Annotated in this window: 14 protein-coding genes; 9 read left to right on the top strand and 5 right to left on the bottom strand. The window is 64.6% G+C overall.

Annotated elements, in window-relative coordinates; translation table 11 throughout:
- Nucleotides 1-227: 227 nt before the first annotated feature.
- Complete coding sequence (locus KA354_15945; GenBank protein ID MBP7936134.1) at nt 228-1,634, top strand: bifunctional folylpolyglutamate synthase/dihydrofolate synthase; 1,407 nt, start codon at nt 228-230, stop codon at nt 1,632-1,634.
- Between the two features lie 275 nt (nt 1,635-1,909).
- Here the strand turns inward: KA354_15945 and KA354_15940 are convergent, their stop codons facing one another.
- The 5 genes from KA354_15940 to KA354_15920 form a co-directional block, all read right to left on the bottom strand.
- Nucleotides 1,910-2,941 carry a thiamine phosphate synthase gene (locus KA354_15940; protein MBP7936133.1) on the bottom strand — a complete coding sequence of 344 codons (1,032 nt, stop codon included), beginning with the start codon at nt 2,939-2,941 and terminating at the stop codon, nt 1,910-1,912.
- A 103-nt stretch (nt 2,942-3,044) separates the two neighbouring features.
- On the bottom strand, nt 3,045-4,295 hold the full coding sequence (locus KA354_15935) for a bifunctional 3,4-dihydroxy-2-butanone-4-phosphate synthase/GTP cyclohydrolase II (protein MBP7936132.1): 1,251 nt from the start codon (nt 4,293-4,295) through the stop codon (nt 3,045-3,047).
- A gap of 397 nt (nt 4,296-4,692) precedes the next feature.
- Nucleotides 4,693-5,010 carry a hypothetical protein gene (locus KA354_15930; GenBank protein ID MBP7936131.1) on the bottom strand — a complete coding sequence of 106 codons (318 nt, stop codon included), beginning with the start codon at nt 5,008-5,010 and terminating at the stop codon, nt 4,693-4,695.
- 15 nt (nt 5,011-5,025) lie between these two features.
- Entirely contained in the window at nt 5,026-5,367 is a 342-nt protein-coding gene (locus KA354_15925; GenBank protein ID MBP7936130.1) for a hypothetical protein, read from the bottom strand.
- Between the two features lie 27 nt (nt 5,368-5,394).
- Entirely contained in the window at nt 5,395-6,984 is a 1,590-nt protein-coding gene (locus KA354_15920) for a diguanylate cyclase (protein ID MBP7936129.1), read from the bottom strand.
- A 250-nt stretch (nt 6,985-7,234) separates the two neighbouring features.
- Here KA354_15920 and KA354_15915 point away from each other — a divergent pair, with 250 nt between their 5' ends.
- The 8 genes from KA354_15915 to KA354_15880 form a co-directional block, all read left to right on the top strand.
- Nucleotides 7,235-7,957 carry a hypothetical protein gene (locus KA354_15915; protein ID MBP7936128.1) on the top strand — a complete coding sequence of 241 codons (723 nt, stop codon included), beginning with the start codon at nt 7,235-7,237 and terminating at the stop codon, nt 7,955-7,957.
- Entirely contained in the window at nt 7,911-8,366 is a 456-nt protein-coding gene (locus KA354_15910; GenBank protein MBP7936127.1) for a PAS domain-containing protein, read from the top strand. Before KA354_15915 ends, KA354_15910 begins: the two co-directional genes overlap by 47 nt.
- Before the next feature lie 199 nt (nt 8,367-8,565).
- On the top strand, nt 8,566-10,089 hold the full coding sequence (locus tag KA354_15905) for a proline--tRNA ligase (GenBank protein MBP7936126.1): 1,524 nt from the start codon (nt 8,566-8,568) through the stop codon (nt 10,087-10,089).
- A 106-nt stretch (nt 10,090-10,195) separates the two neighbouring features.
- On the top strand, nt 10,196-10,894 hold the full coding sequence (locus KA354_15900) for a hypothetical protein (protein ID MBP7936125.1): 699 nt from the start codon (nt 10,196-10,198) through the stop codon (nt 10,892-10,894).
- A gap of 197 nt (nt 10,895-11,091) precedes the next feature.
- A complete protein-coding gene (locus KA354_15895) occupies nt 11,092-12,795 on the top strand; it encodes a PAS domain S-box protein (GenBank protein ID MBP7936124.1) in 1,704 nt (567 codons plus the stop codon).
- Nucleotides 12,792-14,114, top strand: coding sequence for an alpha/beta hydrolase (locus KA354_15890; protein MBP7936123.1), 1,323 nt, complete (start codon nt 12,792-12,794; stop codon nt 14,112-14,114). Before KA354_15895 ends, KA354_15890 begins: the two co-directional genes overlap by 4 nt.
- A gap of 179 nt (nt 14,115-14,293) precedes the next feature.
- Nucleotides 14,294-14,662: an STAS domain-containing protein gene (locus tag KA354_15885; protein ID MBP7936122.1), complete on the top strand. Its 369-nt coding sequence runs from the start codon at nt 14,294-14,296 to the stop codon at nt 14,660-14,662.
- A 256-nt stretch (nt 14,663-14,918) separates the two neighbouring features.
- The coding region (locus KA354_15880) for a LacI family DNA-binding transcriptional regulator (GenBank protein MBP7936121.1) at nt 14,919-15,454 on the top strand (536 nt) is incomplete at its 3' end.

The following is a 15,454-nucleotide window of genomic DNA, read 5'->3' as shown; positions in this document are numbered from 1 at the left end:
CCATCAAGCTGGGTCAGCCCCACATCTTGTGTGTGTGGCTTCCCTCGAGATTGGGCTTGAAATCTGCGGCCGTTTTTGGTAAGGTCATTCCTCACAGCCGGATATGGCCGGCTGGGGGGTCTTGTGGGGTTCCGCACCTTTGGCGCTGGCAGGCGGACGGAACCCGTGCGCAAGAGGCCCGCGAGGCCGGCCCACAATGGGCAGGCCGTTAGGCAGGATACCGCTCCATGGCACAAACACTCTCTGTCAACTCCCGCATCGAAGCGCGGAAGCGCGCACCTGCGGCCATTCGAACGTACGAAGCGGCGATCGGTTTCCTCAATACGGCCACCGACTACGAGAAGATGAGTCGGGTGGGCTACAACGCCGCCACGTTCAATCTCTCGCGGATGAACCGGCTGCTGACCAGCCTGGGTAACCCGCACAAGAAGCTGCGAAGCGTACACATTGCCGGGACCAAGGGCAAGGGCTCGACGGCGGCCATGTTGTCCTCGATGCTGGCCAACGCGGGACTGAAGGTCGGCCTTTACACCTCGCCGCATCTCGTCGATCTCCGCGAGCGGATTCAGATCAACGGCGAGATGATCCCCGAATCCGAGATGACTCGGCTGATCGCTCGGATCGCCCCGATCGTCCGCAAGCAGACCAAGGACGAGCCCACCTTCTTCGAGATCATGACCGCAGTGGCATTTCAGTACTTCATCGACCAGGAGGTCGACATCGCGGTGATCGAGGCGGGACTTGGGGGGCGACTCGACTCGACCAACGTGCTGAAGCCTGAGGTCTGCGGGATCACCAGCATCAGCTACGACCACATGTCCCAACTTGGCGGGACGCTCGAAGCGATCGCCGAAGAGAAGGCCGGGATCTTCAAGCCCGGTGTACCGGTGGTCAGCAGCCCACAGCCCAAGGGCGTTCGCATGGTGCTGGCCAAGGCCGCCGAGAAGGTCAAGGCCCCCCTGCTGTTCACCGGCAAGGAGATCGAGTTCAGCTATCGGTTCGAGTCGTCGCGGGCCCTTGGCCCCCACACTCGGGTGAGCCTGTCCACCGGCAACAGCCGGTTCGAACATCTGGCCGTGCCCATGCCCGGCGATCACCAGGCCATCAACTGCGGGCTGGCCCTGAGCCTCATGGCCATCCTCAAGGAACGCGGTTTCCAGATCGACGACCAGAAGGCGATTCAGGGCCTGGCCAAGACCCGCCTGCCCGGCCGGATGGAGATCATTCATGAGCAGCCGCGCATTCTCATCGACGGCGCCCACAACGCGGCCAGCGTCGAGGCCCTGATGCGAGCCATCGGCCAGAACATCACTTACGATTCGATGGTGGTCATCTTCGGCTGCCGCGCCGACAAGGACGTCAACGGGATGCTCAACCACATCCAACTGGGCGCTGACAAGGTCATTTTCACCACGACCGGATCGCCGCGTTCGTGCGATCCGGCCGAACTCGCCGCCGAGTACATGGAGCGGAGCGGCAAGATGGCCCAGGTGGCCGAGCGGCTCGAGGACGCCCTCGAGATCGCCGAGCGGGCGGTCACTCGCGAGGACCTGATCTGCATCACCGGCTCCTTCTACCTGGCCGGCCTCGCCAAGCGCGTCGCTGAGAAGCGATACCGCAAGGGCAAGGAGTGATCGCGGCCCGGCAACCAGGCTGATACGGCGAGCCACGAAGCCGACCGCCAAGACTGACGACCTGCGGTGCCCAGGGCGGGCGTATCCGCACGAGCTTGGATCATGGGCTTCCGCGGGGGCACCTCCGCGCTTCGGTGTCGGGCTGCCATTCGCCACCGTTGTTCCTCTCGACATCGTGGTCGCTCATCTTCTCCTGGAACGGCGGTGCCCGGCGTGGAGAGGGCCAGACGACAGCACGGCAACGCACATCGAGGTTCTATCTCCCCGGCCCGATCCTAGTGCTCTGAAACCAGGAACCGTTCTGCCGCCGCGCGGGGATCGGGATCGCCGATCACCGCAGAGCACACGCAGACGCACTTGCCCCCAGCGGCTCTCAACTGATCCACGTTGCCGAGGTTGATCCCGCCGATGGCCACAACCGGCATGGTGGTTTGGCGCACGGCCAGCTCGAGCAACGGCGGGCCGGGGACATGATCCTGGGGCTTGGTCGTAGACGGGAACATCGGGCCGACGGCCAGGTAGTCCGGACCTTCGGCAAGGGCGGCACGCAACTGCTCGGGGGTGTGCGTGCTCTTGCCGACCAGGCGGCGCGGCCCGACGATCCGCCGGGCATCGGCCACGGACATGTCCGCCTGGCCGACGTGGACGCCGTCGGCATCGGAGAGAGCGGCCACATCCGGACGGTCATTCACGATGAAGATCGTCCCGTGCTCGCGGCAGAACGAAGCCAGGCGCCGTGCGCGCTGCACGAGCTCGCCGCTCTCAAGATCCTTCTCGCGAAGCTGCAGGCAGCCGGCGCCGGAGGCGACCACGGCGGCGGCGGTATCGAACCAGTCCGTCCGGCAGAGCGATGCCGTCACGATCACGTAGAGCCGCACTCTGGCGAACCGACCGGATCGCTCGCCGCGAAGGAGCATCTGCTGCTCGAGGGAATACGATCGGTAGCGCAGGGTCTCGATCGCGGCTGCCAGGTCGGTGTCCACCGTCTTGACGTATTCCTCGATTGTCCGCAGGGCTTCGGGCAGGCGCTTGGCGGCGGCGACGCAGACACTTCGGGCGTCACCGCGTTCGCGCTCGGCCGCGGTGGTGATCTCAGTTCCGACATCGCCGGGTGTGTCACGGGCGACGAGCAGCTCCTCGGCCGGGAATCGCTTCAGAATCGCGGCCAGCTCATGCCGGAAACGCTTGAGACTCTCACAACCGGCCGGATCGTCAAGCACGAACCGGGCATAATCCTCCATGACCCGCAGGGCCTCGCGGGCTCGGTTGAAGTTGGCGTCGATGATCCGGGCAATGGGAGGAAGCATATGGAACTATCAGCTTTCAGCGGTCGGCTTTCAGCCGGAAACCGAAAGCCGGCTTGTTGCCGCCTGATCCGTAGAATCCTCCAACCTGACGAGCGCGCGGCGATCAGGTCTCGTCGGCGTCGAGCAGGTGACCCATCTTCTCACGCTTGGTCCGCAAGTAGGCGCGGTTGGTATCGTTGGGCGGTACGCGGATCGGTATCTGCTCGACGACGTTGAGGCCATAGACCGACAGGCGGTTGATCTTCTTGGGGTTGTTGGTCAACACGCGAATATTGCGCAGGCCGAGGTCGCGGATGATCTGAGCCCCGATGCCATAATCGCGCTTGTCGGCCGGAAAACCCAGTTCCTCGTTGGCCTCGACGGTATCGAAGCCGTTCTCCTGCAGATGGTAGGCTCGGAGCTTGTTATGCAACCCGATACCTCGACCCTCCTGACGGAGGTAAACAATCGCGCCCTTGCCGGCGGCCTGGATCATGGTCATGGCGTCGCGAAGCTGTTCGCCGCAGTCGCAGCGCTGCGAGCCGAATACGTCGCCAGTGAAGCATTCGGAGTGCACCCGCACGAGGACGGGATCGTGATGCTGGATCATCTGCCCCTTGTCGTCCGGTTCGCCGACGCTTCCGCAACACAGGGCGAGGTGCAGTTCGGGATCGACCAGCGACTTGTAGGCATGGAGCTTGAAGCGGCCGTACCGGGTGGGCATCTGCACCACCTCGACCCGCTGGATGAGCGACTCGCGCTGCTGGCGGTATTCGATCAGGTCGGCGTTGGTGCACATCCGGATGCCGTGCCGCTCGCAGAAACGGATCAGGTCGGGCACCCGGGCCATGGTCCCGTCGTCGTTCATGATCTCGATCAGGGCTCCGACCGGTCGCATTCCGGCCAAGCGAAGCAGATCGACGGTTCCCTCGGTCTGGCCGGCGCGGACCAGCACCCCTCCGTCGCGAGCCATCAAGGGGTTGACGTGTCCCGGTCGGGCGAAGTCATCGGCGACGGCCTCCGGGCAGGCCAGGCGCCGAATGGTGGTGCACCGGTCCTTGGCGGACACGCCGGTGGTCACGCCGAAACGACCCTGGGCATCGGTGGTCACCGTGAAGGCGGTCTGGAGGGCCGCGGTGTTCTCGGCCGCTTGTGGCTGTAACTCGAGTTCTCGACATCGGTTGCGCGGCAGAGCCACGCACAGCACCCCCCGGGCGTGGATCAACATGAAATTGACCATTTCCGGGGTGATGCACTCGGCGGCGCAAACCAGGTCGCCCTCGTTCTCGCGGTGCTCGTCGTCGACGAGGACGATAAACCGCCCGGCCTTCAGCTCGGCCAGGGCTTCAGCGATGGTGCAAAACGGCTTCCCCATGACGTTCCTTTCCGCTGCCCACCCGTCCGGAGCGCCTCTATTGTACGCGAGGCGGCAACTGAACGTAAGCAGCGGTGGTACCGGAACCGGCCGCAGGTCACCGGGCGGCGGGATTCCCCCGATCATTGTTTTGACCAAACGAACCCATTGGGGACCTGTCGCTTGGGGCCGATCTCGCCGCCTGCGAAACGAAGCCATGGGCGTCAGCGATCTTGGCGCCGCCCGGGCTGTGTTGTGGGCTGATGAATAACACGGCGGGTGTCCCGGAAAAGGCCCTCAGCCGAGGATCGATGGGAGTTCCCCTTGCTCTTCCGCAAGCGCGGCGGGAGGAGGGTGCCGGTCTTGGCGGAGAGAAGAATGGAGGAACCGGTCGACGAGTGGGAGCGTCGGAGGTCAGCTACCGGTGGCCGACCGATGGTCCCTGGGGGCGCGGGACCACGCGGCAGGCGACGAGGGAGAGCTCGTCGTCGTAGGAGGCAACGCGGGTGACGCGAGCGAACTGGCGGTCTCGATCGGGGGTGCGGAGTTCGATTTCCTCGTCGGGTGAGGGCTCGTTGGCCCGAGAAGCGATGAAGGACAAGTCGGCCGGCGAGCGATCGCTCAACCAGCCGGCGGCATACCAGTCGCTTCCGATCCGTCGCCAGCGAATCCGGCCAACTGCATCCCGGCGAACGGTTTTGCGGCGATCACGATGGTCGGATCTTCGCTCGCGCATAGCCAGTCCTTTCTGTCAGGATGAGCCGTGAGGACAGTTCTTTGCCTCGGCGGAGGTGTACTCGGCCGCGATCAGCCTCAGCAGGCCGGACAACGGGGCCACGCGGGTCACGGTCACCGGCCGATGCCAGCCGCGAACGTCCTGGCGCCGGCAGGGCACGATGCTATCTCCCGGGGCGGGCAAATCGTTTGCCTCGACGACCAGGGCCACCCCATGGGCCGACCAGTCCACCAGCCAGCCGTGATGCGGTCGACGGTCGCCGGTTCGAGACCACCACACCGCCCGATAGTCTGCGATCCGAGCCGACCGCCGCCGGCTGTCTTCGATTCTGGTGCCGTGCCGGCGGTCCCGTTTCATGTCTGTTCTCCCCTTCGAACCGCGTCCCTAGCTGCTCGGCGATTGGACCAGCGGAGTCAGCGAGGCTGAGGCGGTCTCGCCCGGCGACAGCAGGCGGACAGCCGCATCGACCACATCCGGGTGAAACTGTCCCCCCCGCTCACGCAGGAGTTCGCGGATCGCATCCTGCGGCGACCTGGCACGTTGATAGGATCGCCAGGAAGTCATGGCGTCATAGGCATCGGCGGCCGCGAGGATCCGAGAGCCGAGGGTAACCTCGTCCTTCCGCAGACCCCGATATCGACCGTTTCCGTCGTAGCGGCAGTGATGATGGCGAATGTGCTCGGTGGTGCCGTCTCCCATTCCCAGGCAACCGCAGATGTCCGCCCCGATCATGGAATGCTGTTCACACAGGGCCCATTCCTCGCCAGAGAGCGCCGAGGGTTTGGCCAGAATGTCCTCAGGAATGATGAACTTGCCGAGGTCATGGGACAGGCCGGCCAGACGCAAGGCGTCCGAACCCTTGGTGCTGAAACCCATTTCAACGCCGATCTGTCGAGCCAGGGTGGCCACCCGCGTGGAATGCGCGAGGAGATGGTCGCGCTGGGTCGGCCCCAGCGCGTCCCCGGCCTTGGCGACCATGGTCTGAATCTGCTGCTGGAGGTCGCCGGCGGTCAGCACCTCATCGTCGTCGAGCAATCGCTCGAGCACCACCATGGCCCAACTGCAGACCCGGTCGCGGCCGCGTGACTTGGCCATGTACAGTGCTTGATCCGCCCGGCCGACCAGTTCCTCGCGGCTGAAGCTGGCCGGGGCTTCCGCGACCCCGACACTCACGGTCATCGGCACCGGGGTTCCCGACCAGGTCAGCCGAAGCTGACGAATCGTGCGACGAAGCTGGTCGGCCCACAGCCAGCAGGTTCCCAGCGACGTCCGGGGCATGACCACGAGGAACTCCTCTCCTCCCCACCGGCAGAGGATGTCATCCGGGCGGGCGCTGGCCCGCAACACGCCGCCGATTTCGCGGAGCACCATGTCGCCGCACAGGTGGCCGTAGGTATCGTTCACCGCCTTGAATCGATCCAGGTCGAGCATGACGCCGCAGACGGTTCCCCGGCGGTCAAAGTGGTGGCGTCGCCCGTTGAGGACGCGATGCAGGTAGAGCCGGTTGGACAGGCCGGTGAGCAGATCGCTCTCCGCCAGCCTGGCCAGCCGTTTGACGCGGCGTTCGATCTGGCGCTGACGGTGTGCTCGCCTGCGCTTGTGGTCCAGAGCCACCTGGATGCGCCGCCAGAGGGTATCTCCCTGAATGGCCTCGGACTTGGGGACGAAATCGGTGCTTCCCGAGCGCATGCTCTGGACCACGACCTGCTGCCCGAGGGAGCTCGACACCACGATCACCGGACATTCGCATCCGCGCTCCGCGATCAAGGGCAGAAGCTGATCGGCCCGGTGATCGGGGAGGTTGAAGTCCAGCACCAGGCAATCGAAGGATCGCTTGGCGATCAGACGGAGCAGGTCCTCCCCGGAGGAGACCACGGACAGCTCGACCTCCTGACCGGTCCCGGTCAGGCTCAGCTCGAGCAGCCGCTGGTGATCCGGATTATCCTCGGCAATGAGTACTCTTGGCTTCCACATCCTGAGCCAGGTCCACCCTCAATTCGGCGAGCCTTGTGACCCTCACATCACTATCGGCTCGGGTCGGCGCCCACTTGTGATGCCGGAAGGGCTATACAAAGCCGGCAGGTCAGTCCGGGGTTGGGACATCAGGAAACGGGGAGGATGATCGGCGTATGGGCCGAGCGTCCCTCCGGCCGGACGTTCCGAAAAAGGTCAGCCGGGCACCTCCCGCTTCAGGCTCGTGCCGCGATCAGCCGAAGGTATGGGTATGCTCAGTTCGAATCGGCAACCGTTCGGAATACTGGCCCTTCTGATGGTCGGAACTTCGCTGCTGACCCTGATCACCACGGCCTACGTCCTATACACGGAGGGAGTCCGCTGGCATCGCAACTGGCTTGCCGACGTGGTCCACAACCAGGTGAGCTTCATCGAAGTCATCGTTCAAGCCGAGCGGTCGCGTGCGGACAGGCTGTCAGACCGGGACTGGACGGCGGCCACGCTGGAGCAGATCCGGCAGGCCCAGATCCGGTCCGAGGGCTTCGGCACGACGGGGGAGTGGGCCGTCGCCAGGCGGGAGGGGGAGGTTATCCGCTTTCTCGTTCAGCAACGGCGTCAGCTGGACTCGCCCCGGGCCGACCCGGTCCGGGCGGTCCCGGGACACGGACCGCTATCCGAAGCCATGCAGCGCGCCGTGGATGGCGGGTCCGGCTGGCTCATCGGCCGGGACTACCGGGGGATCCAGGCCCTGGCCGCCTATGCGCCTATTAGAGGTACAGACTGGTTTCTGGTTGCCAAGATGGACATGAGCGAAGTCCGACGCCCCTTTATCCGAATCGGCCTCCTTGCCGGGCTGACGACCTTGGGAACTCGTCTTTCTGGCTTTACTTCTGTTCACGCGCATCAGTTCGCCGATCGTCCAGCACATGGAAGAAAGCACCGGGCGAATGCAGGCCATCCTGGAGGCGGCGGGCGACGGCATTCTCGGATTTGACCAGGAGGGCCGCTTCACTTTCGTCAATCCGGCCGCCGTCCAGATGCTGGGCTGGCCGGCGGAGGAACTGATCGGCAAGCCCGGACATGCCACTGTCCACCATTCGCGCAGCGACGGCACCCCCTACCCCGTGGAGGACTGCGAGGTATGCACGACCATCCGGGATGGTGTGGTTCGAAAGGAGCTGGAAGGGGCCTACTGGAGACGAAATGGAACATGGTTCCCAGTGGAGCGGACGGTCACTGCCTTACGCAGCGGCCAGCGCATCACCGGCCAGGGGAGATCGGGTGACCCGGGCTTGGGCTTCGCTTGGTCCCCGGCGGGGGGCGCTACGGACGAGTGGATAGAACCTCTAGAATCTATGAACTGGCTCCATGTGTTGATGGATGGGCGGGCAATCGGGCGTTGACCATGTCCTCGCCGGCCTGGGCTCGGGATTTGACTTGCCGGCCGGTGCGTGGATGATAAAGGGGCGTCGTGTTCGGGGTTGAACGGTTTTCAGGGAGAGCCCGTCCCGTCGGGCGCGGGACCGGTGTCGTGCCGGTTCGCTGACAGGCTGGAGGCCTGTGCCGCGCCACAGGGGGAGAGGGACTCGAAGGTTGAGCAGGATGGCCAAGCAAGCACAGACGGCGATTTCGCCCACGCGAGTCGAGGACTATCCGGAATGGTATCAGCAGGTGATCAAGGCGGCCGACCTGGCCGAAGCGTCCCCGGTTCGCGGGTGCATGGTCATCAAGCCTTGGGGCTACACCCTGTGGGAGAACATGCAGCGGGTGCTGGACGGTATGTTCAAGGACACCGGGCACCGTAACGCCTATTTCCCGCTGTTCATCCCGATGAGCTTCCTCGAGAAGGAGGCGGCCCACGTCGAGGGATTCGCCAAGGAATGTGCCGTGGTCACCCATCATCGGCTCGAGGCCGGCCGGGACGGCAAGCTGGTGCCGGCGGGTGAACTCGAGGAACCGCTGGTCGTCCGCCCGACGTCGGAGACGATTATCGGGGCGATGTTCGCCAAGTGGGTGCAGAGCTACCGCGACCTGCCCCTGCTCATCAATCAGTGGGCCAACGTCGTTCGCTGGGAAATGCGCACACGCCTGTTTCTTCGGACGACCGAGTTTCTCTGGCAGGAAGGTCACACCGCCCACGCTACCAGAGAAGAGGCTATGGCGGAGACCCTGAGGATGCTCGACGTCTACGCCGAGTTCGCCGAGGGCCACATGGCCATCCCGGTGATCAAGGGCGAGAAGACCGAGAGCGAGCGGTTCCCCGGAGCCGACATCACCTACTGCATCGAGGCGATGATGCAGGACTACAAAGCCCTGCAGGCGGGCACGTCGCATTTTCTGGGCCAGAATTTCGCCAGGGCTTCGGACATCAAGTTCCTGGATGACCAGGGCGAGCTGGTCCATGCCTGGACAACCTCGTGGGGCGTGTCCACCCGGTTGATCGGAGCGATGATCATGACCCACAGCGACGACGACGGCTTGGTCCTGCCGCCGAGACTCGCCCCCGCCCACGTGGTCATCCTGCCGGTGATCCACAAGGAGGAGACCAAGGCCGAGGTGCTGGGCTACTGCGCCAGGCTGGCCGAGGAACTGCGGGGAATCGCCTACGAGGGTCGTCCGGTACAAGTCGAGATCGACACCCGCGAGTTGCGCGGCGGGGAGAAGACCTGGTCCTGGGTCAAGAAAGGCATTCCCATCCGCTTGGAGATCGGGCCACGCGACATCGCCGAGGACTCTGTCTTCGTCGGCCGCCGGGACAAGACGCCCAAGGAGCGGGTCGGCCAGAAACGGGCCAAGTTTGTGGCCACCGTCACGGGCCAACTCGACGAGATCCAGCAGGTTTTGCTCGATCGAGCCCGCACGCTGAGGGACCAACACACCCGGCGGATCGACTCAAAGGACGAGTTCTACGCCTACTTCACCCCGAAAAACGCCGAAAAGCCCGAGCCACATGGCGGATTCGCCCTGTGCCACTGGAACGGCGATCGGGCCGTCGAGGAGCAGGTCAAGAGCGACCTGAACGTGACCATTCGCTGCATCCCGCTCAGCGCCGAGCCCGAGGAGGGCAAATGCGTGATCAGCGGGCAGCCCAGCCACCGGCGGGTGATCTTCGGAAAATCGTACTGACCGCGGGAACGGACGGCGGCCATCGGCGTCTATTCTCCTGAGGGACCATTCTGCCCTTCGGGAGGACGCCACGTCTGCTCATCGTCGCTGGCCGGCCGCTCTGACCGTGTTGATCGGACTCGCCCTGCTCCACCCCGGGCCGCAGCCGGCTCACGCGCTCATCACGATCATCTCCACCGACACGCCCTGGCACGGGATCCTTGTCCCGCTGGGCTGCGACCAGGTGGCGAATCTGCCCGGCCGGCGGGGCGGCTGGGAAGGCCCGCCGTTCGGCGGCGGCGAGTTCCACTTCTCGTTCCACTGTCAGGACACGGACGAGTCTAACAAGGCACTGAAGACCTTCGCTGCGATCCATGCGCCGCGCCTGGAACTGGTCGTGCACGATGGCCCGGGCACCGATCTGATCCATGCCCTGGACAGGGGCTTGAACAACAAGGGTGTCGTGAACTGGACCTTCGTCGTCTGGCAACCGGTGAGCTTCCATCAGTTGTTCAGCAATCCCAAGGTCTACTTCGATGCCGACCAGGAGTTGTATCGCCGGCCGGTGCCCGCGCCTCGAATCGAGGTCTACGTCGACGGCGGCAGACCGATCGTATGGAGCAAGGTCCAGGTTCCCTCTCGGGTCAAGGTAATTGATGAACGCGCGGAAGCAGCGCCGGTCAAGCCGGTTGGTGGCGGACTCCTGCAAGTGGACGTATACGACATGGCCAGCGGACAGCCGGTCGCCGATACCGTCCTGATCTTGAGCAAGTGGAACCAGGAATCGCGAAGACACGAAGAGGTCAACCTCCAGGTGCTGCGCTGATACTGGGGCGTCTTCTGCCGAATCCGGCATCGGCTTGTCGTCACGCAGGCAGTCCCTCCCTCAGAATCAACTGCCCACCGACTCTTCAAGGCCGTGATAGCCGCCCTCGCGGCCATCCGCTATACTGACGACCGCCTTGGCCGGAGGCATGCGTCCGAGGGGTCCGATCTCGCCGGGCAGCCGAGAGGATCGGCGTGATGATCTATCTCAATCTGGTGAACAATATTTCCTTGCTCGTCGCCCTGAGCGTGATGCACAGTCTGATCATCCGCCGCTGGAAACAGGAAACGACCGCCTACCAGGTTGCATCCGGCCTGCTGTTTGGCGGGGCGTCCATCGTGGGCATGTGGGCCGCTCTCACCCTGACCCAGGGGATCATCTTCGACGGCCGGTCGATCATGATCAGTATCGCCGGCCTGTTTGGTGGTCCGATCTCGGCAGGCATCGCGGCGGTCATGGCGGCCGCGTACCGTACCTCGCTTGGGGGCAGCGGGGTGGTCATGGGGGTCAGCGTCGCCATCGAGTCCGCTCTACTGGGGGTTGCATGGCACTACCTGCGCCGCCGCCACGCATGGGCTGCCCACCCGCTTTGTCTTTTGGGCTTCGGGATTCTGGTCCACATCGTGATGCTTGCCCTGACCAGCACCTTGCCAGCCGATCAGGCGGCGAGCGTGTTCCTTCAGATCGCCATTCCGGTCATCACCATCTACCCGGTGGCCACGGTGCTGGTGTGCATGCTGTTCCTCGACCAGGAGGCTCGCCTGCGGGCGGACAAGGCCCTGCGGGAGAGCGAGGAACGCTACCGTCTGCTGTTCGAACGAGCCAACGACGCCATCTTCCTGGTTGAGAAGTCCACCGGCCGCTACCTCGACGCCAACCGGGCGGCGGAGGAGCTGATCGGCCGCTCCCGCACCCAGTTGCGGGAGTTGACCACGTCCGACCTGGCCCCGGAAGGCGCGGAGGACCGCCTGAAACGGGCATCGTCGGCGACACCCGCCTGCGAGCTGGGAGAGATCACTTGTGTCCGACCCGACGGCAGCACCCGGTTTGCCTTGCTGAACGCGGTCTCCCTGAACGACCGAACGGTGTTTGGCATGGCCCGGGACATCACCGAGCGCATCCTGGCGGAGCGCGAACTGGCCAAATACCGCGACCATCTTGAGGAACTGGTCAAGGCGCGGACCCAGGAACTGATTGCGGTGCGGGACCAGGCTCGGCGCGTCGAGCGGCTGGCCTCGCTGGGCACGCTCTCGGCCGGCATCGCCCACGAAATCAACAACCCGGTGGGCGGGATCCTGCTCACCGCCCAGTCCGCCCTGGCCGCGGGCAGAGTGCCTCACCACCTCGTGCCCGTGCTCGACGACATTGTCAAGAACGCGGAGCGCTGCAAGACCATCGTTCAGAATTTCCGACGGTTCGCCCGGGCGGAGGAAACGGCCAAGACCCCCTGCAGTCTCAACAGCATTCTGCGCAATACCATCGCTCTGACACGCGAATACGCGGCCAAGAACCAGTGCGACATCAACATCCTTCTGGAAGAACCCGATCCCATTCTGCGGCTGAACTCCACCGCCATGGAGCAGGTCGGCGTCAACCTGATCCGGAATGCCATCGAGGCCGGTGCCAGCCGCATCACCATCCGGACCCTCATCGGAACGGATACCGCGAGCTTCGCAATCGAGGACAACGGCAGAGGCATTTCCGACGAAGACCTGCCACGACTCTTCGATCCGTTTTACACCACCCGGCAGTCGCAAGGGGGCATGGGGCTGGGCCTCAGCGTCGTGCATGGCATCATCCAGGACCACAACGGCACGATTCTGGTCACCAGCGAGCCGGGAAAAGGCACCGAATTCACCGTCACCATCCCTCTCGACAGCCAGGCGAAGGAGTCCCGATGACCCATGGCCAGGCGATGCAGAACGCCCTGCGGCGAGCCATGCTCGTGGCCGCGATCCTCGCCGCGGCAGCAAGCCCCGGATGCCAAAAGGAACTCATGCCCACACCCAACCTCTGTGCCGCGTCACAGGCGGATCCCCTCGGCCATGTGCCCCCGGAGCTGCGAAACAACCAGGTTGACGTGGTGTATGGCACCGATCGCCGTCCGATCCGCGAGTCGGCGGGTGGCCTGGGATACGGCTATCAAAGATCCAAGTCGCTGGCGTTTGGCATCTGCACGATCCAGATCGGCCGTGATCTGCCGTGGGAAGAACTGGTTCGGCAGAGCCGCGCAAAGACCCGCTCACTTCGCCTGCCGCTGTCGGTGGCCGAGATTCGTGAGACCGGGCGGTTTCCCGCGACGCCCGTGCCGGTGATCCAGGACCGGGGTCGGTTCGTAGAGGACCCCGCCACCGTCCACGCCCAGCACCAGAACAGCCGGCGGCTGAGCGAGCTGCTTTCCGAGCAACTGAGGCGGACGCCGCGACATGAGGCCTTCCTCTACATTCACGGCTACAACAACGAGTTCCAGGATGGGGCCTTTGTCGCGGCGGGATTCTGGCACTTCATGGGCCGCGCCGGTGTTCCGATCATTTACACCTGGCCCGCCGGCTCGCCCTTCAGCATCCTGCGCGGCTATGCTCACGATCGCGAGTCGGGGGAGTTTACCATCTACCATCTCAAGCAGTTCCTGCGAGCCATCGTGTCCTGCCCGGAACTGGAGAAGCTGCACGTCATCGCCCACAGCCGGGGAACCGACGTCTTCATGACCGCTCTGCGCGAACTCCACATCGAGTACGCGGCCGCCGGCAGGGAGACTCGGTCCGAGCTCAAGCTCGGCAACGTCATCCTGGCAGCGGCGGACCTGGACTGGGACGTGGCTCAGGAACGAATCGCCGCCGAGCACGTGACCCTGGTTCCGGAGCGAATCACCGTCTACGTCTCCCAGTGGGATCGGGCCATCCGCATCGCCGACTGGATCTTCGGCAGCACCCAGCGCCTCGGGCAGCTGCGCGGCAGCGACTTGACGCCCGAGGAGTGCCAGGCCCTGGACTCCCTGTCTCAAGCCCAGGTGATCGACGTCAGGGTGATCTCGAACTGGACCGGGCACGACTACTTCCACGCCAACCCCGCGGTCAGCTCAGACATCGTCCTTCTGCTCCGCGACAACCGCGGCGCGGGTGCGGAAAACGGGCGACCTCTAATCAAGCGGCTCGACAACTTCTGGGAAATCCAGGACGGCTATCCCGGCGACACCCACCTGCAATCCGCCCACCCTTAGGAAGTACCGCCCGTCTCGCCCGGACGAGTCGCCCGGTCTAATCACTACCCCCATCGTTGCATATCCACTCGGGAACCCCTACAATACCCCACGATCAAGCCGTGTATCCCTTCCCGCCTCCGTCACGGATCGTCGTCCTTCGCGGAAGCCGTGGGATACCGACACGGCCGGGAGGACCTATGGCTGGCGCAGCACGACTACTCATCCACTCGATCCGCGATGTCACCGTGGTCAATATCGAGGACGCCTCCATCCTCGATCTTGCCCAGGTTGAGAGCCTCGGCCAGCAGTTGTACGAGCTGGTCGATGACCGCAACTGCCGCAAGCTGATCCTCGACTTCACCAAGGTCAAGTTCCTCTCCTCCTCCGCTCTGGGCGTCCTGGTCAACCTTCAGAGAAAGACCAGCGAAATCAAGGGCACCCTGGTCATCTGCGCCCTTCGCGGCGAATTGATGAAAGTCTTCGAGATCACCAAGCTGAAGAAACTGTTCACGTTCTGCGACGACGAGACGGCCGCCCTGGCCGTCTTCAACGTGGTCATCGGCTGACCGCCGGCACCTTCCCCGGCGAGATCATCCCTCGCCTCTTCCGGTGGGACCCGCTCCCCTTCTCCGGTCAACCCCCACCGGTCTTTCCTGGCAAGACCATGCTTCGGCGTTCCCGGCGAGACCATCCCCGGCTGCACCGGTTGAGGCGTCGGCTTGTGCAGGCCAACGGGCCGCGGGGCGTTCGGGCGGGCTTGCATAGCATGCCAACCCGTGGTAGCATTACCGCTAACGCGCGTTGGCTGAAGGAGAGGAGTGGATGCCGACCCATCCCGCGGAGCGGATCACGGCCGAGCAGATCGCCCGACAACTGGGCATCTCCCGAACCACGGTTTCGCTGGTTCTCAACGGCCGGGCGACTTCGCATCGCATCTCGGCGGAAACGGCTGAGCGGGTCCTGGCGGCCGCCAAGGCAGCTCACTACCGCCCCAATATCATCGCCCGTCAACTGGCCGGCAAGCGCAGTTGCGTGGTCGGCGTGCTGGTCAGCACGGTGGCTGTGCCGGATCCTCGCCTGCTTCAGCTGATGGAGACCATGGCCGCCGCCCGAGGCATCCGATTCATCGTCGGCCACGCGGTGGGCACACGCGAGCGGGTGGTGGATTACCTGGACGACTTCCGGGCCCGGGGCGTCGACGGCCTCATCAGCATCTTCCACAACCACCCCGAGTACAGGAAGATCGTGGAGCCGGAGCTGCTGAGCTTCAAGAACGTGGTCTTCTACGAACGGCCGGGCGACTGTCCCGCAGCGAAGGCGGAGGGTCCCTGCTACGTGGAGGCGGATTTCCCGGCGGT

This window comes from Phycisphaerae bacterium, from assembly GCA_018003015.1.
GTDB lineage: Bacteria > Planctomycetota > Phycisphaerae > UBA1845 > PWPN01 > JAGNEZ01.
Note: the sequence above shows the minus strand (reverse complement) of the source record. Positions and strands in the feature narration are given on the sequence as shown.

What these genes read in the sequence shown, in the direction of transcription:
- KA354_15945 (MBP7936134.1), top strand. Translation starts at nt 228, where the DNA reads ATGGCACAAACACTCTCTGTCAACTCCCGCATCGAAGCGCGGAAGCGC.
- KA354_15940 (MBP7936133.1), bottom strand. Translation starts at nt 2,941, where the DNA reads ATGCTTCCTCCCATTGCCCGGATCATCGACGCCAACTTCAACCGAGCC.
- KA354_15935 (MBP7936132.1), bottom strand. Translation starts at nt 4,295, where the DNA reads ATGGGGAAGCCGTTTTGCACCATCGCTGAAGCCCTGGCCGAGCTGAAG.
- KA354_15930 (MBP7936131.1), bottom strand. Translation starts at nt 5,010, where the DNA reads ATGCGCGAGCGAAGATCCGACCATCGTGATCGCCGCAAAACCGTTCGC.
- KA354_15925 (MBP7936130.1), bottom strand. Translation starts at nt 5,367, where the DNA reads ATGAAACGGGACCGCCGGCACGGCACCAGAATCGAAGACAGCCGGCGG.
- KA354_15920 (MBP7936129.1), bottom strand. Translation starts at nt 6,984, where the DNA reads ATGTGGAAGCCAAGAGTACTCATTGCCGAGGATAATCCGGATCACCAG.
- KA354_15915 (MBP7936128.1), top strand. Translation starts at nt 7,235, where the DNA reads ATGCTCAGTTCGAATCGGCAACCGTTCGGAATACTGGCCCTTCTGATG.
- KA354_15910 (MBP7936127.1), top strand. Translation starts at nt 7,911, where the DNA reads ATGCAGGCCATCCTGGAGGCGGCGGGCGACGGCATTCTCGGATTTGAC.
- KA354_15905 (MBP7936126.1), top strand. Translation starts at nt 8,566, where the DNA reads ATGGCCAAGCAAGCACAGACGGCGATTTCGCCCACGCGAGTCGAGGAC.
- KA354_15895 (MBP7936124.1), top strand. Translation starts at nt 11,092, where the DNA reads ATGATCTATCTCAATCTGGTGAACAATATTTCCTTGCTCGTCGCCCTG.
- KA354_15890 (MBP7936123.1), top strand. Translation starts at nt 12,792, where the DNA reads ATGACCCATGGCCAGGCGATGCAGAACGCCCTGCGGCGAGCCATGCTC.
- KA354_15885 (MBP7936122.1), top strand. Translation starts at nt 14,294, where the DNA reads ATGGCTGGCGCAGCACGACTACTCATCCACTCGATCCGCGATGTCACC.